The sequence below is a fragment of the Rhodococcus sp. BH4 genome (genome assembly GCF_002079265.1).
GTDB lineage: Bacteria > Actinomycetota > Actinomycetes > Mycobacteriales > Mycobacteriaceae > Rhodococcus_F > Rhodococcus_F qingshengii.
The window spans coordinates 4,322,989-4,346,718 of sequence record NZ_CP014941.1 but is presented as its reverse complement, the minus strand read 5'-3'; the positions used below and the strand labels follow the sequence as shown (position 1 = coordinate 4,346,718).

Sequence of the window (23,730 nt, the reverse complement as noted above, 5' to 3'; positions counted from 1 at the left end):
TTCAGGTGATGTCGCGGGTCCTGGTCCGTAGCCAACCGAGCCCGCAGAACAGAACTACCCAAGCGGCCAGCATCATCGGGCCGCTCGGCCAGGACGCGAACGCGTCGACGTCGATCGACGGGGCCGCATTGACGATCGTGCCGATCGTGGCCGACACCGGAAGCGCGGCCCCGACCCCGCCGAGATCCATCGCGAGCAGTACTGCGCGGACGATCCATTCACCGAAGACGAACCACAGGATGACCGAGAGGGCACCGGCCATCGACGAACCGGTGAGCAGTGCCACCCCGGCGCCGAGCAGTGCCCACAGAGCGCACGCCAGAATGCCTGCGGCGCAGATCGCGAAGAGATCGGTGGTGAAGCTGAAGTCCCGGCCGAAGAGCAACATCGCGCCGATGCTGACTACTTCGACCGCCAACGCGTAGCCGACGGCGAATACCGCGACGACGGCAAGTTTTGCGCCAAGGACTCCGTCGCGGCCGCGAGCTGTGAGGAACGTCGTGGTGAGAGTTTTGTAGCCGAATTCGGATCCGGCGGTGAGTGCTCCGAAGACAGCCGCGAACACCAGGACAAGCGTGTTGGAGACACCGAGGCTGACGCCGGTGGACACGACATCGACGTCGAAGGTGGTGTCTGCCGAATCGGCCACGGCTTCGACGAACGTCCTGGTGGAGGCAGCAATCAGCACGGCCACGACGACCGGTGCGATGGCCAGTGCCCACCAGTAGCGCAGGGTGAGAACTTTGAGTGTCTCCGCGCGCACGAGCGTGGTCATCGGTGTCCTCCGGTAGGTCCGTATGCGGCAGGGCCGTAATAGCCCGGTCCGGAACCGGGACCGGGTGGGCGGTGGTATCCGACCTGGGGAACCGCGTACTGCGGTGTTGTCATCGCGAGGAACAGTTGCTCGAGATCTGCGCCTTCGGTTGCGACGCCGAAGATCGTGACACCGGCGGCGGATGCCACCGGTGGGAGCACCGACGTGTCGGTGCCGCCCACGGCGAGCCGTCCGTCCTGCGTGATCTGGGCGTCGATGATTCCGCGAGCGGCCAATGCCGTGGCGAGGAGCGCTGGGTTGGAACACGAGACGAGCAGTCGACTGCGCTGCGAGCGGCGAAGTTCGTCCATGGTCCCTTGGTAGACGAGTGAGCCGGCGCTGACGATGACCACGCTGTCGACGGTCGCTTCCACTTCACGAAGCGCGTGACTCGAGATCAGAACCGTTCGGCCGGAACCGGCGAAGGTCTGCAGGAACTGACGAAGCCACGCCATGCCCTCGGGGTCGAGTCCGTTCGCGGGTTCGTCGAGCACGAGGATCTCGGGATCACCGAGCATCGCGGTGGCAAGGATCAGGCGTTGGCGCATTCCGAGCGAGAAGGTGCCGGTCTTGTGGACTCCGACCGATCTCAGACCGACCATGTCCAGCACCTGCGCCGCGCGCTGAGTCGGCATGCCGATAGCGGCCGCGTAGATCTCGAGGTGTCCGAGCGCCGTTCGTTTCGGATGGAGACTGCCGACGTCGAGTACTGCGCCGACGGTCCGAGCCGGGTTGGGCAGCAAACGCATCGGGGTGCCGTTGATCGTGGCCGATCCCGACGTCGGTGACACCAGTCCGAGGAGCATCCGCAACGTGGTCGTCTTGCCCGAACCGTTCGGGCCGAGAAACCCGGTGATCGAGCCCGCCTGAACGTCGAAGCTCAGGTCGTTGACCGCGCGCGCCGCCTTGAACGTCTTCGTCAACCCACGAATCTCGATGGGGGCAGAGAAGGATCCCATTGCGGTGTTCGTCAATGCTGCTCCCGGGTCGGCGGCGAATACGTGATGCGAGCCTACGGCCCGGACGGCTATCTGCGGATGGCCCGGCGTGTCTCCGTCTGAGGAAGCACTGCGGCATCGTCGGCAGGCATCACGATCAGGTGATCGGTCCACCTGGCCGGTGCCGGTCCGAAGGCTTCGCGCGCATTCTTGACGACGCCCTTGCCGATTGCACGGTTACCCGCACCGCCGATGACCGCACCGATTCCGGCCGGAACGAGCTTGCCGAGGATCAGTGCGCTGCGCTTCGCGGCGTACTTGGTCACGAATTTCCGCACGAGGGTGCTGTTCATTCCCCTCATCGTGGGTCCGGGAATCTTGCTCGTGATTGCCGTTCCCCAGTTCTTGGCCGTGATCCCGGTGGCCTTCTGGACGATCTCCATGCCGGATTCGCCGAGTGCGACTGCCAGGACCAGGGCGCGTCGTTGCTGATGATCCTGCACGGAGATTCCGTGCACAGACGCGATTGCCAATGTGAGCAGCGCCGACGCTTCGAGGAAGAAAGCCGATTCCGCACCGACTGCAGCGATCGACGCGACCGTTCCGACGCCCGGCACCGCGGCGGTGGCGCCGACGGCACTGCCGCTTCCGGTCACGGCGAGAATGAACATCTTCTCCATCCGCTCGACGATCTGAGCAGGTGACTCGTCGGGGTGCGCCTTACGGACATGGTTGACGTATTTGGCCACTGCGGGCGCTTGCAGGCGGCTTCCGTTGTCGAGAACGGAAACGAGGACCTTCTCGATACGCCCGCTGTCGTTGTTCGTCGACTTGCTCATTGCTGCCCCTCCACAGTTGTCCTCCTCTGAAGCGAGGTGGACCGTATCTCGAGAATAGGTGAAGTTTTCGCTGGCGGCGGTGATCACCGGGGCCATAGGCTCGTACGAGACTCGGTTTTCTTCGTGAGTTTTCCCAGGCAGGAGTTCGAGTGTTATGACCGCCACTTCGGAATCTCGTTCGACGACCATCTGGCCGACGCTGCGCTACCTCGACGCCCGTGCGGCAATCCACTTTCTGGTGAGCACCTTCGGTTTCGTGGAGAAGGCCGTCTACGGAGAGGGAGACGTGGTGGACCACGCCCAACTCGACTGGCCGGGCGGTGGCGGCATCATGTTGGGTTCGCCGCGCACCGATTCTGCGATCGCCGGCCTGCCGCCTGGAATCGGTTCGGTGTACATCGTCGTGGACGACGCGGACGCCGCCGATGCACTCCACGAACGCGCTGTCGCGGCGGGCGCCACGATCACGCAGGGATTGCGCGACGAGGACTACGGTTCGCGGGGGTTCACCTGCCGTGATCCCGAAGGTGTGTACTGGAGTTTCGGCACGTACGCAGGGGAGTAGCCCCCCGCGACCTACCTGGTGGCCCAGTGCTCTGCCGGAACCACTTCCGACGGGATGGGCGGATGAGGTGGTGTGCCGTCCCCGAACGGTCGGCCACCCAACTGTTCGCGTCCGTGCGGTTCGAGCCAGTGTGTCAATTCCGGTCCCTTGGGCACGATTCCGGAGGGATTGATCTCGGAATGCACGATGTAGTAGTGCGCTTTGATCTGTGTGAAGTCGATGGTGTCACCGAATCCGGGGGTTTGGAACAGATCGCGCGCGTAGTCCCACAGCACCGGCATCTCGCTGAGTTTGCTTCTGTTGCACTTGAAGTGGCCGTGATAGACGGGATCGAACCGCGCCAGCGTGGTGAACAGGCGCACATCGGCTTCGGTGATGGTGTCGCCCACCAGGAAACGTTGCCGGGCAAGACGTTCGGTGAGCCAGTCGAGGCGAGCGAACAGCGTGTCGTATGCCTCGTCGTACGCCTGCTGTGAACCGGCGAAACCGCAGCGGTAGACGCCGTTGTTGACGTGGCGAAAAACGTACTCGGCCACTTCGTCGATTTCGTTTCGCAGAGGCTCCGGGTACAGATCCGGTGCGCCTTCGCGGTGGTACTTCTTCCATTGCGTCGAGAAGTCGAGGGTGATCTGTGGGTAGTCGTTCGTGATCACCTTGCCCGTGGCGATCTCCACCATGGCGGGCACCGTGATTCCCCTGGGGTAGTGGGGATCTCGGGCGAAGTATGCGTCCTGCAGTCGCGGGATCTTCAGTACGGGATCGACGCCGCCCGGGTCGAGATCGAAAGTCCAGCTTCGCTTGTCGTGAACCGGACCGCAGATGCCCATCGACAGTACGTCTTCGAGGCCGAGCAGGCGGCGGACGATGATGGCGCGGTTTGCCCACGGGCAGGCACGTGCCACGATCAACCGGTATCGCCCGGGTTCGACGGGGTACCCGTCGCGGCCGTCCTCGGTGATCCGGGTCGGGATGTAGTTGGTGTCGCGTTTGAATTCACGACCCTCTTCGACGAATGTCGGTTCGCTCGCGCCGTCTTTCGTACTCATCTGCGGTCCCTCTCGTTCGAGTGTCAACTGGGCAGGTGCACGTGTACCCGAGCGTATGCCCCCAGAACGTCGAATTTGGCTTTACGTGGAAGCGTCGCTCCGATCGCACTGCCGCGACTTGTGCGTAGCTGCGGGATCAATCCGGAATCGAGAGCGTCCTCCGCAGCGAGAAGCGTTACTGCGCAGCCGATTCCGTGACGGCGATGCGCTGGAGCAGTCAGGGTCGTGAGATCTGCCACGAATCCCTGAAATTCGGAGTATGCCGCGCATCCGAGCACCTCGGCGGAATCGGTGAGGGCGGTGAACCACCGCGTCCGGTTCCCGAGGTCGGCTGTGGTGCTGTCGTCGGGTGGGCACAGCGCAGCGACGGCGAGGGCGTCGTCGATGTCGTGGGAAATCAGTAGTTGCTCGTCGGGCGGCGCGTCCGTGTAGTCGCCGAGGAAAGCGAGATCGACGGGGCCGGTGATTCTGCCGCCGTGATCGCCGGCGATCTCGAGCAGACGCGCCGGTTGCAGCAGGGCGTCGACGGAGATGTCCTCGGTGCGCTCGATGAACCACTGCGGCCCGACGATTGCACCTGAGCCTGCCAGATCGAGAACGTGGATGTCGTCGCCGACGACGCGGGCCGTGTGTGCCGGTCGAAGTGCCGAGTCGCCGAGGCCCAGTTCACGTGCCCAAGCGAGTCGGATGATGTCGAGGTGATGTTCGTCCACTCGCTACAGGCTAGTCCGATTCGAACGGGTTGATCGAGATGGACAGAGGTCGTATATTCCATGTGGACTATTTCAGGTGGAATAGTCAAGAAATAGTCAATTGCGGCTTGTCAGGGAGGGGGACTCATGGGTGACGTGTCTCTGACGCCTCTGGGAATCACCGTTCTGGGCCTGCTGTCCGAGCGTTCGATGCATCCGTACGAGATGTATCAACTGGCCTCGGTTCGCAGGGGCGATCAGTTGGTGAAGATCAAGCCGGGATCGCTCTATCACACGGTTTCCCGGTTGGAGAAGCAGGAACTTCTGGCTTCGATCGGGACCGATCGTGAGGGCAACCGGCCCGAACGGACGACGTACGAGATCACCGCCCGGGGCCGCGAGGCCCTCGAGCATCAACTACGTGAGATGTTGGCGGTTCCGGTGCGGGAGTATCCGCGGTTGCCGCTCGCGCTCGCCGAAATGCACAACCTCTCCGCGTCCACCGCGTGTCAGATGCTTCGAATTCGTCTCGCGCACCTCGACAAGACGATCGCGAAATTCGAGGCCGACTACGAAGCGCTGAAGGCGGCGGAAAAACCACGAATCTTCACGGTGGGCGCGGACTACGCCCACGCACTGACCGTCGCCGAAAGAGAGTGGATCGGCGCGTTGGTGACAGACATCGAGAGCGGCGAAATGCCCTGGCTCTCACAAGAACTTCTCGACCGGCTGGCCGGCTCCGCAGGCTCGTCCGCACTACCTAAGGACTGAAGATGGAAAAGCAGGTCAATCCCTGGCACGCGCTGTGGGCGCTGTGTATCGGGTTCTTCATGATTCTGGTGGACAGCACCATCGTCGCTGTCGCCAACCCTGCGATCATGGAGGACCTCGGCACCGACATCAACAAGGTCGTCTGGGTCACCAGCGCGTACCTGCTGGCGTACGCGGTGCCGCTGCTCGTCACCGGCCGGCTCGGTGACAGGTTCGGACCGAAGAACCTGTACATGATCGGCCTCGTACTGTTCACCGGCGCTTCACTGTGGTGTGGTCTGTCCGGCAGCGTCGAGATGCTCATCGTGGCAAGGGCTTTCCAGGGTCTGGGCGCCGCAATGATGACGCCTCAGACGATGGCCGTCATCACACGCACGTTCGCGCCGAACAAGCGTGGCGCCGCAATGGGCCTGTGGGGCGCGGTTGCCGGTGTTGCGACGCTGGTCGGTCCGCTTGCCGGTGGTGTGTTGGTCGACAATCTCGGCTGGGAATGGATCTTCATCGTCAACGTCCCGGTCGGTGTCATCGCCTTCCTCCTCGCGTGGAAGCTTGTTCCGTCGTTGCCGACCAGCGAGCACAAGTTCGACATCCCCGGCGTGATTCTCAGCGCCGCAGGCATGTTCCTGCTCGTGTTCGGAATCCAGGAAGGCAGTTCGTACGACTGGAACGGATTCGTCTGGAGCCTGATCGGTGCCGGTGTGGTGTTGCTCGCGGTGTTCGTGTTCTACCAGTCGCGCAACAAGAACGAGCCCTTGCTCCCACTCGAACTCTTCAAGGACCGCAACTTCTCGCTCGCCAACGTCGCCATCACCGCGATGGGCTTCGCGATCACGTCGATGGTCCTTCCGCTGATGTTCTACACCCAGGCAGTTCGCGGACTCTCCCCGACGCAGTCGGCGCTCCTCCTCGTTCCGATGGCCGTGCTGACCGGCATTTTTGCGCCGATCATCGGCAAGCTCGTCGACAAGACGCATCCGCGCTACATCGCGGGCACCGGCTTCCTGCTGTTCGCGATCGCCCTGGGCTGGCTCGCACTGGTGATGTCCCCCGACGTCGCGATCTGGGAACTGCTCCTGCCGATCGGCCTGATCGGCTTCGCCAACGCATGCATCTGGTCACCGCTCGCGGCCACCGCCACACACAACCTGCCTCCGATGCAGGCCGGCGCCGGCGCCGGCGTCTACAACACCACCCGGCAGGTGGGTGCGGTTCTCGGCAGTGCCGCGATCGGAGCACTGATCACCGCACGATTGGCGGCTCAGGGTCTGACCGGCGGCAGTTCCGAAGCCGGAGTGGGTCACCTACCCGAGTTCGTCCGTGAACCGTTCAGCACGGCGATGTCGGAGTCGATCTGGCTGCCCGCAGGCGTGCTGCTCATCGGCTTCGTCGCTTCGGTGTGCTTCGCTCGGCCTCTGCGCGGCGACGCACACGACGACGCGATGGCCGTCAGTGCCGAAGCGCGTCGGGAAACATCACTGCACGATTGAGATAGTCGCTCGGGTCCAGGGCTCGCTTGATCGCCCACATCGTGGCTATGTCCTCCGCAGAGAGGGCCAGGTCCAGATAGTTGCGTTTGAGCGAGCCCACCCCGTGCTCGGAACTGACGTTTCCGCCGTGATCGCGAACCAGTTCGAGGACGCTGCGGTACACGGTGTCGGCGTTCGGGCAGTTCAGGACGTTGAGGTGGATGTTTCCCTCGGCGACATGTCCGAAGAGGATCGGAATTGCCTCGGGGGCACGACTCGCGATCACCGCCGCGGCGTCCTCGGCGAAGGTGGCAAGCGAGTCCAGCGGCAGCGCCGCGTCGAATTTCAGTGGGGGACCGAACAATCCGACCACCTCGGCGAAACACTCCCGCGCCGCCCACAAACGCGTCGAGCCGGGATCGTCGACCGCCACTGCCGGGGTCTGCGGTGGGCCGATGCGTTCGAGCAGCTCGGCCAGGTCTTCCAGCGGATCGTGGGCCGCGGACACCTCGGCGAGCAGGTACCACGGTCGCCCCGTCGGCACCGCGGCGTTCAAATGGCGTGCGGCCAATTCGAGTCCACGGCCGTCCACCAACTCCAGTGCGTCGACGCCGTCGAGAGTGCGCAACGTGCGCCCCGCGTCGACGACGTCTTGCAGTCGGTCGAAACCGGTCAGCGTCGTGACCCGGTGACTCGGTACCCGTCGTAGTTTCAGATCGACTGCCGTGACCACACCAAGAGTTCCCTCGCTGCCCACCCACAGTGCGGGCAGGTTGTATCCGGAATTGTCGGACAACACTTTCGGTGACCGACGCACCGTGGTCCCGTCGGGGAGCACCACCTCGAGGCCGAGCACCTGTTCGGCCATGTTCCCGTATCGAACCGTGTGCAGGCCACCGGCATTGGTGGACACCATGCCGCCGATCGTCGCAGTGTCCCGCGAGGCTATGTCGACACCGAACTTCAAACCGGCGGCGGCCGCCGCGGAATGTACCTGCGCGAGTGCCACTCCCGCACCGACGGTGATCCGACCGGCGGCAACATCGACTTCGCCGATGGCCTGGAGGCGTTCGGTGGAGAGCAGGACGTCGTCGTGCTCGGGCACCGTCCCGGCGACCAGACCGGTTCGCCCGCCCTGAACGGTGACCGGTACGCCGCGCGAGCGGCACACGTTCAGCACTGCCGAGACTTCGGCGGTATTTCCGGGTCGGACCAGAGCGCTGGCGTGCCCGCTGTAGCGCCCTGTCTGGTCGGTGGAACGGGTCGCCAACACGTCGGCGTCGTCGACGACGAACCGGTGTCCCACAACGTCCGCGAGCGCATTTCTCAGACCCTCCACCCGACGATCGTAGGCCGGTTCGATGTGGCAGTGTGGCGGCATGACTGCTCCCGAATCGCATCCCACCCGCCTCGAGCGCTTCACCACCGATGGTGGTGCCGAGGTGGCTGTCCTGACGTTCGCGCACGGACCACTCAATCTGTTCGATCAGGCCATGTTCGACGCCGTCATCGCCGATGTTGCAGCGCTGACCGAAAACCCACCGCGCGCTGTGCTTCTGCGCGCCGAGGGCAAGGTCAACTCGGCCGGCGTCGACGTCCATGTGTTCGACGGACTGAACCCGGAGCAGGGAGCGGAATTGTGGCGCGAACTGTTCGCCCAGATCTGCCATCCGCTCGAGGCGTTGCCGTGCCCGGTCATCTACGCGGCGCACGGGCTGACGCTGACTGCTGCCTTCGAGATCTCCTTGGCCTGCGACATCATCCTCGCGGCGCCGAAGGCGAAGTTCGGACTGGTCGAGACAGTGGTCGGTCTGACGCCGTCCATGGGTGGACCGCAGCGTTTGGCCGAGCGCGCCGGTTCTGGACGGGCTCGGGAGTTGGTCATGACCGGCGATCTCTACGACGCCGCAACTCTGCACTCGTGGGGCGTCGTCAATGCCGTTCACGACGATGTCGATGCTGCGGCGCGTGCCCTGGCGGCCCGGTTGGCGGACGGGCCCACGCGAGCCCACGACGCCACCAAGCAGATCGTGGCGGCCTGGCGTTCCGGCGGGATCGCCCACGCGGATTCGGTGACTCCCGGGGTGTCCGGTGCGCTGTTCGCCACCGATGACCTACGCGGCGCTGTCCGCAGTTTCCTCGAGGTCGGACCGGGCAAAGCGGTCTACTCCGGAAAGTAAGTTTGCGACGATTATCGCCAGAGACCTCCACGAACTGTGATCCACGTCATATAGTCGAATGGCCGGTGGGTTGTCAGTGACGTGGAGGTATCGATGCGGTCGACGCTTGTGGAATACCCGTGTTCGACTCAGCTCCTCGCCGACGCCCGTGTCACCCGTGCGGGTGACGGGGTGCTTCGGTACAGCCAACTCGACCCGTCGCTGTCCGAACTCCTCGATATCGCCGTTCATCGATTCTCCTCACGCATCGCGGTGGAGGAGGTCGACGGCGAGCAGGTCACCTTCGCGGAGTTGTGGGCCGAGGCGTCGCGGGTCGCAGGCGGGCTGAAGTCGCGAGGCGTCGAGATCGGTGACCGTGTGGCCATTCGCGTCGCCGCCGGGGTGAGGTGGATGGAGGCGTGCCTCGGCGTCATTCTCGCCGGCGGTGTTCCGGTCTCCGTGGGTGTTCATCTGAGCGACGACGCGGCGGACTTCGTCATCGCGGACAGTGGCTCGGTGTTGGTGCTCGACGGGGAACTCCCACACGGTGTTCCGTTCATCGACGACGGTGCCGCCCCGGAGGAGATGGCGATCCTCGCGTACACCGCCGATTCTTCGGGTGAAATGCTGGGCGTCGAGTTGAGCAACGAGAACGTGCTCTCCGCCATCGTCGGCATTCTGCACTCGCGCGATTACGGCGTCGAAGGTGTGCGCAATCTGTTGGTGGACAATGACTTCAAGTCGGTACGGCAATTCGTGCACGTGCTCGCGACGTTGGTGGTCGGTGGAACGGTGGTCCTCGCCGGCGACTTCTGGCGTGAGAGTGTGCATACCGTCGACATCGTGACCGGGCGGCCCGAGGACCTGCTCGAGCCGCGGTTGCTCACCCTTGGACCGGCGGCGCGTGCCGGTTCGAGGTCGGTGCAGTGGATCGATTGCAGCGGGTCGCCGATCACGGCCGAACAGGAATCCAAGCTGCTGACCCTGTTCCCGGCCGCTCGGCATGTGATCGGGTGGGGCAAAACCGAGACCTGTGGGGCTGGTCTCATTCTGCCAACCGAGTCGGCACCCACCCACCTCGGAAGCGTCGGAATCGCTTTCGGTGGAATGGAAGTGGCGTTGTACGGCCCGGATGCGCCAGGTGGTTTCGGCGAGTTGTTGTGCCGTGGACCGAGTGTCACGCGTCGGTATTGGAACTCGCCGCAAGCGACCTCGACGAGGTTCACCCAGGGGTGGTTCTGCACTCACGACACCGCGCAGATCGACCCCGATGGCTTCGTCCGTATTGTCGAACGCAACGTCGCGTAGTCACGCGAGCGTGGTCGACAAACGAGAGGGACATCATGGCGGACGAGGTTCTCACCGAGCGGCGCGGGCGGACACTGATCATCACCATCAACCGGCCCGAGGCGCGTAACGCCATCAACTCGGCGGTCAGTCACGCATTGGCCGCTGCGGTCGAAGAGCTCGATGCGGACGACGATCTGTCCTTGGCGGTGCTGACAGGAGCCGGCGGAAACTTCTGTGCCGGTATGGATCTGAAGGCATTCGTGGCCGGCGAGAACGTACTCGTGCCGGGACGCGGTCTCGGATTCACGGAAGGGCCGCCGCGTAAGCCGATCATTTCGGCGGTCGAGGGCTTCGCGTTGGCAGGCGGCACGGAACTCGTGCTTGCCACCGACCTGGTGGTCGCGTCGTCCGAAGCGAAGTTCGGTATCCCGGAGGTCAAGCGAGGGCTGGTCGCAGGTGGAGGCGGATTGTTGCGCCTGCCCAAGCGGATTCCGTACCAGAAGGCATTGGAACTGGCCCTGACCGGTGACAGTTTCACAGCCGAGGAGGCCTACCGCTACGGCTTCGTGAACACGTTGACCGAGCCAGGTAAGGCGCTCGAAGGCGCGCTGGAGCTGGCTGATCGCATCACCCGCAACGGACCGCTCGCGGTTGCGGTCACCAAGGAGATCATCGTCAAGGCCGGCGGTTGGTCCGACGACGAAGCTTTCGCGAAGCAGTTGCAGGTCATGGCGCCGGTGTTCGCGTCCGAAGATGCACGCGAGGGCGCGACGGCGTTCGCCGAGAAGCGCGCCCCGGTCTGGAAGGGGCGGTAACACCGACATGGCTACACCTGTCGCAGAGCTGCACATGCACATCGAGGGTTCTCTGGAACCCGAACAGATTTACCGACTTGCCGAGCGCAATCGAATGGACTTGCCGTACAAGGACATCGACGATCTGAAGTCGAGGTACGAGTTCACCGATCTGCAGTCGTTCCTCGATCTCTACTTCGCCAACATGGCCGTCCTGCGCACCGCGGAGGATTTTGCCGACCTGACGCGAGCGTACTTCCGCCGCGCGGCTGCCGCCGGCGTCGCGCACGCCGAGTTCTTCTTCAATCCACAGGCGCACGTGGTCCGTGGTGTTCCGCTGACCGAGGTCCTGGACGGGATCATGGATGCGGTGGCATCGAGTGAGCGCGAGTTCGGGCTCAGCAGCGCGGCAATCGCCGCCATCCTCCGAGATCAGCCCGTCAAAGACGCCGAGGAGATCTTCTCCGAGATAATTCGCCTGCAGGCTCCGATCGTCGGGCTCGGACTCGACTCCGCGGAGGTCGGCAACCCGCCGTCACTGTTCGAGGACGTGTTCGCCCGCGCGCGTGCCGAGGGTTTGCACGTTGTGGCTCACGCCGGTGAAGAGGGACCGCCCGAGTACATCTGGCAGGCGCTCGACATTCTCGGCGCCGAGCGGATCGACCACGGAGTCCGGGCACTCGAGGATCCTGCCCTGATCGAGCGTCTGGTCGACGAGGAGATTCCACTGACGGTCTGCCCGTTGTCGAACGTTCGTCTGCGGGTGTTCGATTCGCTGTCGGATCATCCGCTTCGATCGATGCTCGAGATGGGTTTGATCGTCACGGTCAACTCCGACGACCCGGCCTACTTCGGGGGATATGTCGACGACAATTTCACCGAACTGGGCCGAGCCCTGGGTCTGACGGAGGCCGAGCGAGACACCCTCGCCCGGAACTCGATCAAAGCCTCGTTTGCGAGCGATGCGCGAAAAGCGGAACTACTGCGGCACTGACCCTCAGTCGCCGAGTACCTGACGCAAGTATTCGTTGTCGAACACACGATTCGCGTCGTACTTGTCTCGAACGGCGACAAAGTCGTCGAGTCGGTCGTACGTAGGACGCAGGTCGTCGACGGTCCGGTTGTGCATTTTTCCCCAATGCGGCCGGCCGTCGACGGCGCGCGCGATTGCCTCCACTGCGGCGAAGTATTCGGTTTCGGGTCGTCGGTGGTACTGGTGTACGGCGATGTATGCGGTGTCGCGTCCGTGAGCAGTGGAGAGCCAGAGGTCGTCGGCGGCAGCAAAACGTACTTCGACGGGGAAAGCGACGTTGGTTCCGGACTTCTTCATCCAGCGATCGATTTCGTGGAGTGTCTCGGTGACGTGTTCGCGGGGGATCGCGTATTCCATCTCCTTGAACTTCACCCGGCGCGAAGACGCGAATACTCGGTAGCTGCGATCGGTGAACTCCCGGGCGCCGAGCAATCGAGACGACACGTTGTTGATTCTCGGGATCGCGGCCGGCGCCAGGGTGGCAACGCGGTTGACGCCTTCGAAGAGTGTGTTCGAGAGGAGTTCGTCGTCGACGAACGCGCGGACCTTGCCCACTGGATCGGGTTCGGTATCTCCGGGCAGTCGCGTATTGCTCTTCGTCAGGACACGGTCGGTGTGCGGAAACCAGTAGAACTCGAAGTGGTCCAAGCCCAGACGATCGCTCTCGAGGGTGTCCAGTATGTGAGACAGCGTGTCGGGTTCCTCGATTGCGCGAAGTGTGAATCGCGGGACGCAGGCGAGAGTGATCTTCGAAATGATGCCGATTGCGCCCAATCCGAGGCGGCCTGCTTCGAACAATTCGACGTTTTCGTCGGCGCTTGCGGTAACGACGGATCCGTCGGCGAGAACGATCTCGATTCCGCGAATCTGCGTGGCGATACCGCCGAATCGTGCGCCGGTGCCGTGTGTGCCGGTGGACGTCGCGCCGGCCAGTGACTGGACGTCGATGTCACCGAGATTGGCCATCGCATATCCGCGTTGCCACAAGGCGTCGTTGAGAGCATGAAGGCGAGTGCCTGCAAAAACAGTGACCAGCGCACCGTCGTCGGTCGGTGTGATCGAGTCGATTCCGCTCAAGTTGTCCAGGCTGACGAGGACACCGTCAGTGACCGCGACACCGGTGAACGAGTGGCCGGCGCCGACGGCCTTCACACGTTGGCCACGCGAAGCGGCCTCGGCGACCAACGACGAAAGTTCACGGGTATTTGTCGGCGTCGCAAAGCGACGCGGCGCGGCGCTTTGAGTGCCCGCCCAGTTCTGCCAAGTGTCCGAAGCCATTACGCAATAATGTACTTGGACGGTCGTCCAGGCAAGTATTGCGCGAAGATTTTGTCATTTGCGTTCTACGATCATTGGATGCTGAACAGGCTCCCGGCGGACGAACGCCGCACACAATTGGTCGAGTCCGCCTTGTCTATTGCGGAACAGCGCGGTGTCAGTTCTGTGACGGTAAGGGCGGTGGCAGAGGAGGCCGGGGTATCGCTCGGCGTCGTTCATTACTGCTTCGAGAGCAAGGAAGCGCTGATCGCGGCAATGGGTGAAACGCTCATTCTGCAGCTCAGTGCGTCGATGCAGTATGCGTTCGCGCAGGTCCGCCATGCGCCGGATCTCAGTGGCGTGCAGGGGCTCAGGGAATTGCTGCACATCGGCCTGACCGGAATGTGGCCGACCATCGAGGCAACCCCGGATCGCCAGTTGTTGACCTACGAAATTACTGCGCAGGCACTGCGTAGTCGCAATCTCGGAGCCGAACGTGCTGGGGCGGTTGCATTTGAGCAGTACCGAATCATGGATGAGCTCGCGGTGTCGTTTCTCGAAGAGTGCGCCAAGATATCGGGCACGGTGTGGACGGAGCCGTTGAGTTCGATTGCGCGACTGAGTCTTGCAATGATCGACGGCCTTGTTCTGCGATGGCTGGTCGATCGTGACTCCGACGCGACTATTGCCGAGTTCGGAGAAATGGTTCAGGTAATCGCCAACAAAGCCGTGGTCGCGCCTCAGTAGAACCGCCATCCTGGACATACGTCCAGGATTGGTGATTGACTGGTCGCACGCCGCGACGATTGGATCATCTGTGACCAGGACCCTTGATCGACTCACTGCTGCCACGCGAGAACTCGACCCGCCTCTGGCTGCTCTGGATCTGACCACACTGCGCAGTAATGCAGCCGACCTGGTGCGCCGCGCCGGTGGAACCCCGGTGCGAGTGGCGAGCAAATCGGTTCGTTGTCGGACGGTTCTGGCTGAAACTCTCGGCGACACACTGACCGCGTCCGGCGGATTCCGCGGAATCATGGCGTACTCACTGCGCGAGGCTCTGTGGCTGGTCGGGCTCGGCGCACGGGACATCCTGATGGGGTACCCGACCGCCGATCGTGGCGCCATCGCGGATCTCGCTGCCGACGACACCGCTCTCGCATCGATCACCTTGATGGTCGACGACGATGCGCAGTTGGACCTCATTCGTTCGGCGTCGACGGGGGATGCGCCTGTCCGCGTGTGTCTCGACGTCGACGCGTCACTGCGGATCGGCCCGATCCATCTGGGCGTACGACGCTCGCCACTGCGCGAACCTGGCGCGGTCGCCGCACTCGCGGCGCGTGCGCGCCAACGCGGATTCTCCGTCGTCGGAGTGATGTTCTACGAAGCCCAGATTGCCGGCCTTCCTGACACCAGTGCTCCGATCGGTTGGGTCAAGAAAGCCTCTGCCCGCGAATTGGCGTCCAGAAGGGGCGCTGTGGTCGCGGCCGTCACCGATGCCGTGGGTGCACTCGAGATCGTCAACAGCGGCGGTACGGGGTCGCTGGAGGTCAGCTCGGCCGATCCTGTGGTGACCGAGGTAACAGCAGGCTCCGGACTGTACGTACCGACCCTGTTCGACCGCTACCGTGCCTTCCGTCCCGATCCGGCGCTGTTCTTCGCACTGTCGGCCGTGCGCAAGCCGACGCCGTCCGTCACGACACTGTTCGGCGGCGGATACATCGCGTCGGGACCTGCCGGAGCCACCCGCGTTCCGTCGCCGGTCTGGCCCGCCGGTCTCAAACTGCTCCGTAACGAAGGTGCCGGCGAAGTCCAGACGCCGGTCACCGGGAAGGAAGCCGGCAACATCGCGATCGGCGACCGTGTGTGGTTCCGTCACGCCAAAGCCGGCGAGCTGTGCGAGCGCTTCGACCGCGTGTACGTGGTCGAAGCCGACGGCACCCGAACCTCGGTTCCCACCTATCGCGGCGAAGGGCAGTGCTTCGGGTAGGGCAGTGTTTCGGGTAAGACAGGCTTCGGCTAGCTCGTCAGCCTCATGAACGCGCCCAGTTCGACCAATCCCGCAGGCGTACTGGGCATGTACTGCGTCAACGCGTGCGATCGAACGATGATCGCGCACCACTTGCCGCGTGAGACAGCAACATTGAGACGGTTTCGCGACAGCAGGAACGACATCCCTCGCGGGACGTCCTCGACGGCAGATGCGGCCATCGACACGATTGCCACCGCAGCCTCGCGGCCCTGGAACTTGTCGACGGTCCCGACCTCGACCTCCGTGAGACCGGCCTCGGTGAGATCGCGCTCGACGGTGCCCACCTGGGCGTTGTACGCCGCGACCACGAGAATGTCCGACTGCTCCAGCGGCCTGGTTCCCTCGAACTCGCTCGGGTCGGTCCAAGGCGTGCCGAGAAGGCCCTGGATCTGGCGAACGATTTCCTGGGACTCTTCCGGGGAGTAGGTGGAATTGCCGCGGTGATCGACGAACACCGTGTGTACTCCGGCAGCGAGTCCGTCGAGCTTCCTTGCCGCACTGACGGTTTCCTGGGAACGCAGCTTGCCCTCGTACGACAATGCGGACACGGGCGCACACAGATCCGGGTGCATCCGCCACGTTTTCTCGAGGAAGTAGCCGAGTTCGGGTGGCAGTGCGCCGTGTCCCTCGGCGAGCCAACCGAGTGCCGATTCGTCGACAGGTTCGGGGTGAGTACCTTGGCTCACCTGCGGCAACTGCTGCGGGTCGCCCAGCAGCAACAGGTTTCGCGCGGAAATCGCGACGGCAATGGTGTTCGCCAGCGCGAATTGACCTGCCTCGTCGACCACGAGCAAGTCCAAACTGCCGGCGGGAACACGATCGGTATTCGCGAAGTCCCATGCAGTGCCGCCGATGACGCAGCCGACGCCTTCCGCTTCGGCGATGAATCCGGCGTATTCCTCGGACGCGATGTCCTGCCATTCCGCGGTCTTGCTGCGGCTGCCCTTCTTTGCGACCAGTGCGGGGTCCACGCCGGCCTTCAGAATGCCGCCAAGCATGTTCTCGACCACCGAATGTGATTGTGCCACCACGCCGATTCGCCAATGGTGTTGTTCGATCAGTGTCTTGACGACACGAGCGCCCGTGTAGGTTTTGCCGGTACCGGGAGGACCTTGCACCGCCACGTAGGAATCGTCGAGGTCGAGAAGTGCGGCGGTGATGGCGTCGGCGTAGTTGTTGTCGGTGCCGACAGGTGGCAGCGGTGAACCCGAGCGGGTTCTCGGGGTGCTGCGCCTGAGAATGTCGACTGCCGCGATGTGTGGCAGTTCGGGCAGGCTCTCGCTGGCGTCGGACGCGGCAGCGGCGATGGACTTCTCCATGCGTCCGGTGGGAATCGGACGACCAGGTGCCAACGCGACCGGGGAATCGATGTATTCGTCACCGCTGAGCAGTTCTTCCACGGTGACCACGTCGAGCCCTTCGGACTTGACGACGGCGGTGACCTTGACGCTGCTGGTGCCGCGCTGGGTGGGGTTCTCGCTTGCAACGGCATCGGGGGAGGGGGTTGCGTAGAGAGCGAACAGATCACTGCCCGGGCTCAAAGACGTTCCGGTGCCGAAACTTCCGGTCAGCTGAATGTGTCGACGGAACTTCTTCTGACGTGGAGTGCTCTTGTGCCAGTCCGCCTCGATTTCGGACTGTTCGACCACCATGACGTCGCGGATGTCCACCAGGTCTTCGATCGGTGTGACCAATCGGTCGAAGTGGGCCCACCAGTACGGCTTCCGCTCACGATTGTGGTACCCCACCGCAGCAGCCAGTAGAGCAGCTGCCTGCTGATCGGGGGTACGCGCCGAACCTGCCTTGTGTCCTGCGAATTCGCGGAGCGCGATCTCCGATTCGGTGAGCTCCTCGAGTGGAATCTTGATCTGCCCGGTCGGCTCACGAAGTTCGACGCCGTGTTCTGCGGCGCGCTCGGCAAGCCAATCGCGCAGGCGCAGAGTGGATTCGCAGTCGTATTCGTTGTAGTCGGAGATGCCCTGAAGAAGTTCCCTGGCCTGGTCGGCTTGTCCGCCGTCGCGCAATTGGCAGTAGTCGGCATAAGCGACAACCGAAGCGGCGGCATTGGTCACGTCGCCGTCGCGGCCGTGCTCACCCATGTAGAGCGGCTCGAGTTTCTTGATGCTGTACGAGCGTTGTCCGATCCGCAGGCAGGCACGGACGATCGGGTACAGGTCCACGAGCACGTTCTCGCTGAGCAGGGTGTCCACCGTTTGCTCGCCGACACCGTGACGTGCGGCCAAGCGCAACAGCGCCGATTTCTCGTACGCGGCGTAGTGGTAGATGTGCATGCCTGGATGAGCTTCTCGACGCGCGGTGACGTAATCGAGGAAGTCGAGGAGCGCCTGGCGCTCACCCTCGCGATCGTGTGCCCAGAACGGCTTGAACACGTAGTCGTCCGCAGGCCCTTCGACCACACCGAACAGATACTCCAACCCCCAATCGGTGGACCCGTCCTCGGCCCAGAGCGGATCGCCCTCGAAGTCGAAGAAGATGTCGCCGTCGTCGGGGATGGGGAGTCCGCCGAGCGCCGAGGGTTCGTAGACCTCGAATTCGGCGTCGCCGGACACTTCCTGGCGTAGTTGAACCGCTGCCTGTGCACGGAGCTTGTCGAGTGTTTCCCGGCGGATTCCCTCGACTGGGCCGGTGCTCGCGGCGAGTTCGTCGATTGTCGTGATCCCCGAGACGATCAGCTGTTCACGCTGATTGCCGCGGACACCCGCAACCAGCAGCAGGTCTCGATGGCTTTCGACCTCGACGCTGCAGGTGTCGCATCGACCACAACGCAGGTACCGATCGTCGAGCCACTGTGTCGGTTTCCCCTCGGCGCGGTGCTCGTCGAGGACTCGTTCGAGTTCAGCTCTACGTGCCGCGAATACCGGCGCGATGTCTCCGATGTCGTGCGACGACATGCTGCCGTCGCCGAGCAGTAGATGAACTTGATCGGAGGCGGCAATTGCATTGCGCTCCAACGCATCCGCGTATGCGGCGAGTTGTAGAAGTGCCGACACCTTGGCGTGCCGGGAGAGCTTGCTGTCGTAGACCGCGTAGGTGTCGCCTTCGCGGACGAGGAAATCGCAGAACCCGAGGAATCGGCCGTCGAAAAAGGTTCCCTGATAAATGACTGGCGCGCCCGATCGTGCTGCCTCGACGGTGGCCAACGTGGCAGCGGTCAGGCCTGCGCGTGAGTGTTCCGGTCGCGGCATGACGACGACGCCGTCTCCGTGTTGATCGATGAACTTCTGAAGCTGTTCGCGCTCGTGCGAGTCGCCGAGGCTCGACGTCCGCTCGAGCATCGGATCCGCCTCGGCCGCCTCGGCTGAGATCAGACCGGTTCGGGCGTCGAGTTGCCGCAACAGTGCGAACTCGCACGAGGCCGCGGCCGAGAGGTCGCTGGCGCTGTAGACGATCTGATCATCGAGTAGGAACACACGGAGATTGTGCCATCGCTCACCGACAAGGCAACCCACCAGTAATCGCTCACGAGCCGCGGATACCCGTAGGAGAGTGCAGAATGACGAGCATGCCCTTCTTCGACGGACGAACCGGTCAGGTGCACTTTCGGCATTGGCCGGCGGCAGGGGGCGCAGTGCCCACTGTGTCTTTGGTCTTTCTGCACGGCCTCGGTCAGCACAGCGGGCAGTATCACCGTTTCGCGAGCGCAATGACGGCGTCGGGGATTGACGTGTGGGCGATCGATCACACCGGGCACGGTTTGTCGGAGGGTGATCCGGGAGTCGGGGCTCCGCTCTCCGATCTTGCTGCCGATGCAGCCGCGCTGGCTGACATCGCCTTGGCGGAACTGCCTGACGTTCCGCAGGCGGTGATGGGTCATTCGTTAGGTGCTGTGACTGCGCTGACGGTGCTGGCTCATCGCGATCACGAATTCGCGTCCGCGGTGTTGTGCGGCATCCCGCGCAGTGCGGTCGAGCAACACGGGTGGGCGGAACTCTCCGACGCGGGCATCCCAGTCCTGGTCGTTCACGGTACCGACGACCGGATCGCCCCGGTCGATCCCGTCCGGGACTGGGCGCGGACGCTGCGCAACGTCGAGATGCGTGAGTTCGAGGACGCCGGTCACGACCTGCTGCACGAGAAGGTTCACGCCAGTGTCACCAACGTCAGCCGTGAATTCCTTCTCGCGCATTCCAGGTAGTCCTCTCAGGAGAGCGCGCCGAGCACCTCTTTCGACGTGACGGGGTGCGAGAACATCGGGTAGTCGTAGGTGATCGCGTTCTCGTGTTCGGCGACCGAAGTGCCTGCCACGCAATCGGTGAGTGTGATGACCCGGTAACCGTTCTCGTATCCGGTGCGCATGGTCGATTCGACGCAGCAGTTGGTCAGGAAACCGCCGAGAAGGATCGTGCGAATTCCTTTGCTGCGCAGAATGAAATCGAGGTTGGTGCTGGCAAAAGTGTCGAGTCCACGCTTGCCCTCGATGACGATGTCGCCGTCTTTCGGAGTGAGGTCGTCGACGATAGCGGCGCCCCACGAACCCTTCACGAAGGCCTTTCCGTCGACGACGCCCTTGAGGATTCCGTACGGATGCGAGGTGATTTCGTTGTACCCCTCGGCGAAGGTGATCGGTGCGTGCATCACGGTGACACCCGCCGCACGGGCCGCATCGACCAGCGCGGCGGTGTTCGCGAGGAGTCCGTTCGATTCCATGACCGGTGCGACGGCCTCGTGAAGAACACCGCCCTCGGTGGTGAAGTCGTTCTGGTACTCGATGAGCACGACGGCGGTGGTCGCGGGATCCAATTCGAGCTTGTCGGTCATGGTCGGCACCTTCTCTGTTGTGGTCCGGGTCACGAATCTCCTCAATTAAACAGTTTGTCAGACAAGCAGGCAAGGGGTGGTAGCGTCGCGGCATGGATACGACTCCGTTGTCGCGCATGCCGCTCAGCCTTGCCGTGTCGGGAAGAATCCGTGCTGCCATACTCGACGGCTCGCTTCCCGTCGGCGAGGCATTGCCGACCGAACAGGAACTCGCGCAGACGTTCTCGGTGGGGCGATCGACGGTCCGTGAGGCGCTTCGTGTCCTGCAAGCGCAGGGATTGTTGACCGGCGCGGACACCACTTCTACTGCCAGGCCTCGGGTGACGCACGAGCATACGGCCGATTCCGCGGCCACAGCTCTCAGCACGGCGTTGCAGGTGGGTGCAGTTCCATTGGGCGATCTTGTCGAATTGCGAGTGCTGCTCGAAGCTGCTGCGCTGCGCACTGTCGTCGCGGTGCCGAACGGCGCCCGGGATGCGATCGAGCGGATGCGCGTCGCAACCCTTGCCGACGACTCGGTCGCATTCCACGACGCCGATGTCGACTTTCACGTTGCGCTGGCCGGAGCCGGCGGGAACAAGGCGTTCGGGTTGGTCATGACGGTTCTCCGCGACAGCATCGCCGGCTACCTGCTGAGCGAACTCGACTCGCGCGAGAACTCGGCGGCCACGCTCGGCGCACTGTTGGCCGAGCACGAGGGTATCGCCGACGCGATCGAGCGCGGTGCAGTTGACGAGGCTGCCGTTTTGGTCGAGCGCCATGTGCGCGGATTCTACGAAGGACGAACACAATGACCACGAGTATCGATCTGTTGGGTGAACGCTTGCAGAAAGCGGTGGGGGACAGGGCGACAACCGATCCCGACCGAATGGGCGCGTACGTCCGGGATCAATCACTGCTCACCACAGCCGGAACGCCCGCCGCGCTGGTCAAGGCGAAGACGGTTGACGACGTCGTTGCGGTCATGACGGTGGCCCACGAACTCTCCGTTCCCGTGGTGACACGAGGGGCAGGTACCGGGTTGGCCGGCGCCGCCAACGCACTTGACGGATGCATCGTCTTGAGCGTCGCGGGCATGGATCGCATTCTCGAGATCGATCCTGCCGCGCGCACCGCCACGGTGGAGCCCGGAGTGATCAACGGTGACCTGGCGGAAGCTGCTGCACAGCAGGGCCTTTGGTACGTACCGGATCCGGGAAGCCGGTCCATCTCGAGTATCGGCGGCAATCTGGCGACAAATGCAGGCGGCATCTGTTGCGCCAAGTACGGCGTCACCGGTGATCACGTTGCGGCCCTGACGGCGGTACTCGCCGACGGGCGTGTGATCCGTACCGGTGCACGGACGCGCAAAAACGTTGCGGGGCTGGACCTGACACATCTGCTCGTCGGGTCGGAGGGCACTCTCGCGGTCATCGTCGAAGCCACGATGCGGTTGCGTACGGCGCCCACTGCCGCGACCACTGTGGTCGCCTTCTTCGATTCCGCGGAGTCCGCGATCGATGCCGTCCTCGCCGTGTCGGCAGTGGCCGAACCGTGTCAGATGGAGTTGATGGACGACGTCACCATCGGCGCCGTCAATCGGCTGACCAAGATGGGGCTGGACGAATCGGCCGGGGCGATGCTGCTCATCCAGTGCGACGGTAGGTCGGCGGCCGCCGAGGCAGCGGACTGCGCCGCGGCGTGCGAAAGTGCTGGGGCCCGAGAGGTTTTCCACACCGACGATCCGGTGGAAGGTGAAGAGTTCACCGCCGCGCGCCGGATGGCCTTGCCGGCTCTCGAGGCGTTGGGCACGGTACTTCTCGACGACGTCGCGGTGCCGGTGCCGGCATTGCCGTCCATGTTGGAATGCATTCGTGAAGCGGCCGATCGCCACGGCGTCACGATCGGAACCTTCGGTCACGCCGCCGACGGCAATCTCCACCCGACCATCGTGTTCGACGCTGCCGAATCGGGTGCGCAGGATCGTGCGCGCGGAGCTTTCGACGACATCGTTGCCGGCGCACTGGCGTTGGGCGGAACGATCAGCGGTGAACACGGTATCGGGGTTCTCAAAGCGCCGTACATGGCGGACATGGTCGGCCAGACCGAACGCGAAATGATGCTTGCAGTCAAGGCCGCATTCGATCCGAAGAACATTCTCAATCCCGGACGAGGTATCTGAGCGGTTCGTCCGTGCCTCAGTCGCCGGAAATTGCGCTACCAGACGAACGTGTTGCCGCACGACGCTTTTCAAGTGACGATGGCCCTCATGAAGCTGTTGATGCTCGGAGGAACACGGTTCCTCGGCCACGCTCTCGTCGATGACGCTTTGGTCCGGGGCTGGGAGGTGACAGTGCTCCATCGTGGGCTCACCGGAGCGCCACCACCTACAGCGGAGGTCCTGTTCGCGGATCGCACCGATCAGCGTGCGATGGTTGATGCGCTCGGTGATCGTCGATGGGATCTTGTCGTCGACACCTGGTCGGGTAGCCCCCGGGTGGTCGGTGAGAATGCACGCGTTTTGCGCGGTCACGTCGACCGGTACGCATACATCTCCAGTGGATCCGTCTACCAATGGGGATTGCACGTAGACGAGAGCTCGCCGGTGGTTGCCGCATCTGCGACCTCCGATGACTACAGCGACTACTCATCCGCCAAACGTGGGGCCGAACTCGCTGTCCTGGAATCCTTCCCGGACGCGTTGCTCGCGAGGGCAGGGTTGATCCTCGGCCCGCGCGAGGACATCGGGCGGTTGCCGTGGTGGCTGCAGCGTATCGCGGCGGGCGGACGTGTCGTTGCTCCCGGAGTGCCGACCAGACCGTTGCAGTACGTCGATGCCCGCGACATCGCAACCTTTGTCCTGTCCGGACTGGCCGCCGGGATCAGCGGGGCATACGACGTCATCAGCCCGTCCGGCCACACCACTACCTCCGGACTCCTCCAGGCGTGCGTGGTTGCCACCGGTTCGGACGCTGAACTCGTGTGGATCGACGAGGACAGGCTGGCGGCCGCTGGAGCGCAGCCGTGGACACAACTTCCGTGTTGGGTGCCGCAGGAGGGTGAGTTCGCGGGCTTCCTCGAAGCCGACACCGCCAAGGCGGGGCAAGCAGGGCTGCGGTGCCGGCCCGTCGAAGACACCGTGCGCGATACCTGGGAGTGGATGCAGCGGGAAACTCTGCCGACTCAGCGGGAGGATCGTGCGGTGCACGGCCTTCCATCCGAGATCGAAAAGGAACTACTCTCCGCCGGACAGTGAAACGGGTCTGGCCCGGT

The 23,730-nt window shown here is 63.7% G+C and carries 22 protein-coding genes; 13 read left to right on the top strand and 9 right to left on the bottom strand.

Features of this window, described 5'->3' with window-relative positions:
• Position 1: 1 nt before the first annotated feature.
• From A0W34_RS19830 to A0W34_RS19820, 3 genes are all read right to left on the bottom strand, one after another.
• Positions 2-775: an ABC transporter permease gene (locus A0W34_RS19830; protein ID WP_081558151.1), complete on the bottom strand. Its 774-nt coding sequence runs from the start codon at positions 773-775 to the stop codon at positions 2-4.
• Positions 772-1,773, bottom strand: coding sequence for an ABC transporter ATP-binding protein (locus A0W34_RS19825; RefSeq protein WP_081558150.1), 1,002 nt, complete (start codon positions 1,771-1,773; stop codon positions 772-774). Before A0W34_RS19825 ends, A0W34_RS19830 begins: the two co-directional genes overlap by 4 nt.
• A 68-nt stretch (positions 1,774-1,841) precedes the next feature.
• Entirely contained in the window at positions 1,842-2,591 is a 750-nt protein-coding gene (locus A0W34_RS19820; RefSeq protein WP_003945111.1) for a hypothetical protein, read from the bottom strand.
• A 154-nt stretch (positions 2,592-2,745) separates the two neighbouring features.
• On the opposite strand from A0W34_RS19820, the gene A0W34_RS19815 reads away from it, so the two are divergent.
• Positions 2,746-3,156, top strand: a complete 411-nt coding sequence (locus A0W34_RS19815; protein ID WP_003945129.1) for a VOC family protein — start codon at positions 2,746-2,748, stop codon at positions 3,154-3,156.
• 11 nt (positions 3,157-3,167) lie between these two features.
• Here the strand turns inward: A0W34_RS19815 and A0W34_RS19810 are convergent, their stop codons facing one another.
• On the bottom strand, positions 3,168-4,202 hold the full coding sequence (locus A0W34_RS19810) for a glutathione S-transferase family protein (protein ID WP_081558149.1): 1,035 nt from the start codon (positions 4,200-4,202) through the stop codon (positions 3,168-3,170).
• A 23-nt stretch (positions 4,203-4,225) separates the two neighbouring features.
• Positions 4,226-4,915, bottom strand: coding sequence for a hypothetical protein (locus tag A0W34_RS19805; protein WP_007736143.1), 690 nt, complete (start codon positions 4,913-4,915; stop codon positions 4,226-4,228).
• Between the two features lie 126 nt (positions 4,916-5,041).
• On the opposite strand from A0W34_RS19805, the gene A0W34_RS19800 reads away from it, so the two are divergent.
• Together A0W34_RS19800 and A0W34_RS19795 are read left to right on the top strand one after the other, a co-directional pair.
• On the top strand, positions 5,042-5,665 hold the full coding sequence (locus tag A0W34_RS19800) for a PadR family transcriptional regulator (RefSeq protein ID WP_007736146.1): 624 nt from the start codon (positions 5,042-5,044) through the stop codon (positions 5,663-5,665).
• A 2-nt stretch (positions 5,666-5,667) separates the two neighbouring features.
• A complete protein-coding gene (locus tag A0W34_RS19795) occupies positions 5,668-7,152 on the top strand; it encodes a DHA2 family efflux MFS transporter permease subunit (protein WP_003945132.1) in 1,485 nt (494 codons plus the stop codon).
• Here the strand turns inward: A0W34_RS19795 and A0W34_RS19790 are convergent.
• The gene (locus A0W34_RS19790) at positions 7,112-8,512 is read right to left on the bottom strand and encodes an FAD-binding oxidoreductase (RefSeq protein WP_081558148.1); all 1,401 of its coding nucleotides are present in this window, start codon (positions 8,510-8,512) and stop codon (positions 7,112-7,114) included. The two genes, A0W34_RS19795 and A0W34_RS19790, sit on opposite strands and share 41 nt — an antisense overlap.
• Here A0W34_RS19790 and A0W34_RS19785 point away from each other — a divergent pair.
• The 4 genes from A0W34_RS19785 to A0W34_RS19770 all read left to right on the top strand — a co-directional run bounded on the left by A0W34_RS19785 (position 8,511) and on the right by A0W34_RS19770 (position 12,368).
• A complete protein-coding gene (locus A0W34_RS19785) occupies positions 8,511-9,311 on the top strand; it encodes an enoyl-CoA hydratase/isomerase family protein (RefSeq protein ID WP_007736151.1) in 801 nt (266 codons plus the stop codon). The two genes, A0W34_RS19790 and A0W34_RS19785, sit on opposite strands and share 2 nt — an antisense overlap.
• Before the next feature lie 93 nt (positions 9,312-9,404).
• The gene (locus A0W34_RS19780) at positions 9,405-10,598 is read left to right on the top strand and encodes a class I adenylate-forming enzyme family protein (RefSeq protein ID WP_030536925.1); all 1,194 of its coding nucleotides are present in this window, start codon (positions 9,405-9,407) and stop codon (positions 10,596-10,598) included.
• Positions 10,599-10,633: 35 nt separating this feature from the next.
• Positions 10,634-11,395: a crotonase/enoyl-CoA hydratase family protein gene (locus A0W34_RS19775; protein WP_003945127.1), complete on the top strand. Its 762-nt coding sequence runs from the start codon at positions 10,634-10,636 to the stop codon at positions 11,393-11,395.
• A gap of 7 nt (positions 11,396-11,402) precedes the next feature.
• Complete coding sequence (locus tag A0W34_RS19770) at positions 11,403-12,368, top strand: adenosine deaminase (RefSeq protein ID WP_003945144.1); 966 nt, start codon at positions 11,403-11,405, stop codon at positions 12,366-12,368.
• 3 nt (positions 12,369-12,371) lie between these two features.
• Here A0W34_RS19770 and A0W34_RS19765 read toward each other — a convergent pair whose 3' ends face one another.
• Entirely contained in the window at positions 12,372-13,685 is a 1,314-nt protein-coding gene (locus tag A0W34_RS19765; protein WP_054781623.1) for a D-arabinono-1,4-lactone oxidase, read from the bottom strand.
• A 78-nt stretch (positions 13,686-13,763) separates the two neighbouring features.
• On the opposite strand from A0W34_RS19765, the gene A0W34_RS19760 reads away from it, so the two are divergent.
• Both A0W34_RS19760 and A0W34_RS19755 read left to right on the top strand, forming a co-directional pair.
• Complete coding sequence (locus tag A0W34_RS19760; protein WP_020908434.1) at positions 13,764-14,411, top strand: TetR/AcrR family transcriptional regulator; 648 nt, start codon at positions 13,764-13,766, stop codon at positions 14,409-14,411.
• 70 nt (positions 14,412-14,481) lie between these two features.
• Positions 14,482-15,657 carry an amino acid deaminase/aldolase gene (locus A0W34_RS19755; protein WP_007736155.1) on the top strand — a complete coding sequence of 392 codons (1,176 nt, stop codon included), beginning with the start codon at positions 14,482-14,484 and terminating at the stop codon, positions 15,655-15,657.
• 29 nt (positions 15,658-15,686) lie between these two features.
• Here A0W34_RS19755 and A0W34_RS19750 read toward each other — a convergent pair whose 3' ends face one another.
• Complete coding sequence (locus tag A0W34_RS19750) at positions 15,687-19,130, bottom strand: TM0106 family RecB-like putative nuclease (RefSeq protein WP_081558841.1); 3,444 nt, start codon at positions 19,128-19,130, stop codon at positions 15,687-15,689.
• A gap of 83 nt (positions 19,131-19,213) precedes the next feature.
• Here A0W34_RS19750 and A0W34_RS19745 point away from each other — a divergent pair, with 83 nt between their 5' ends.
• The gene (locus A0W34_RS19745; RefSeq protein ID WP_029255791.1) at positions 19,214-19,855 is read left to right on the top strand and encodes an alpha/beta hydrolase; all 642 of its coding nucleotides are present in this window, start codon (positions 19,214-19,216) and stop codon (positions 19,853-19,855) included.
• 5 nt (positions 19,856-19,860) lie between these two features.
• On the opposite strand, the gene A0W34_RS19740 is transcribed toward A0W34_RS19745, so the two are convergent.
• The gene (locus A0W34_RS19740; protein ID WP_030536921.1) at positions 19,861-20,478 is read right to left on the bottom strand and encodes a cysteine hydrolase family protein; all 618 of its coding nucleotides are present in this window, start codon (positions 20,476-20,478) and stop codon (positions 19,861-19,863) included.
• A 92-nt stretch (positions 20,479-20,570) separates the two neighbouring features.
• Between A0W34_RS19740 and A0W34_RS19735 the strand changes: the two genes are divergently transcribed.
• From A0W34_RS19735 to A0W34_RS19725, 3 genes are all read left to right on the top strand, one after another.
• Positions 20,571-21,272, top strand: coding sequence for a FadR/GntR family transcriptional regulator (locus A0W34_RS19735; RefSeq protein WP_030536920.1), 702 nt, complete (start codon positions 20,571-20,573; stop codon positions 21,270-21,272).
• Positions 21,269-22,639 carry an FAD-binding oxidoreductase gene (locus A0W34_RS19730; protein ID WP_064689332.1) on the top strand — a complete coding sequence of 457 codons (1,371 nt, stop codon included), beginning with the start codon at positions 21,269-21,271 and terminating at the stop codon, positions 22,637-22,639. The genes A0W34_RS19735 and A0W34_RS19730 overlap by 4 nt, the downstream gene beginning before the upstream one ends.
• A gap of 87 nt (positions 22,640-22,726) precedes the next feature.
• On the top strand, positions 22,727-23,713 hold the full coding sequence (locus A0W34_RS19725; protein ID WP_232329888.1) for an NAD-dependent epimerase/dehydratase family protein: 987 nt from the start codon (positions 22,727-22,729) through the stop codon (positions 23,711-23,713).
• Positions 23,714-23,730 lie beyond the last annotated feature (17 nt).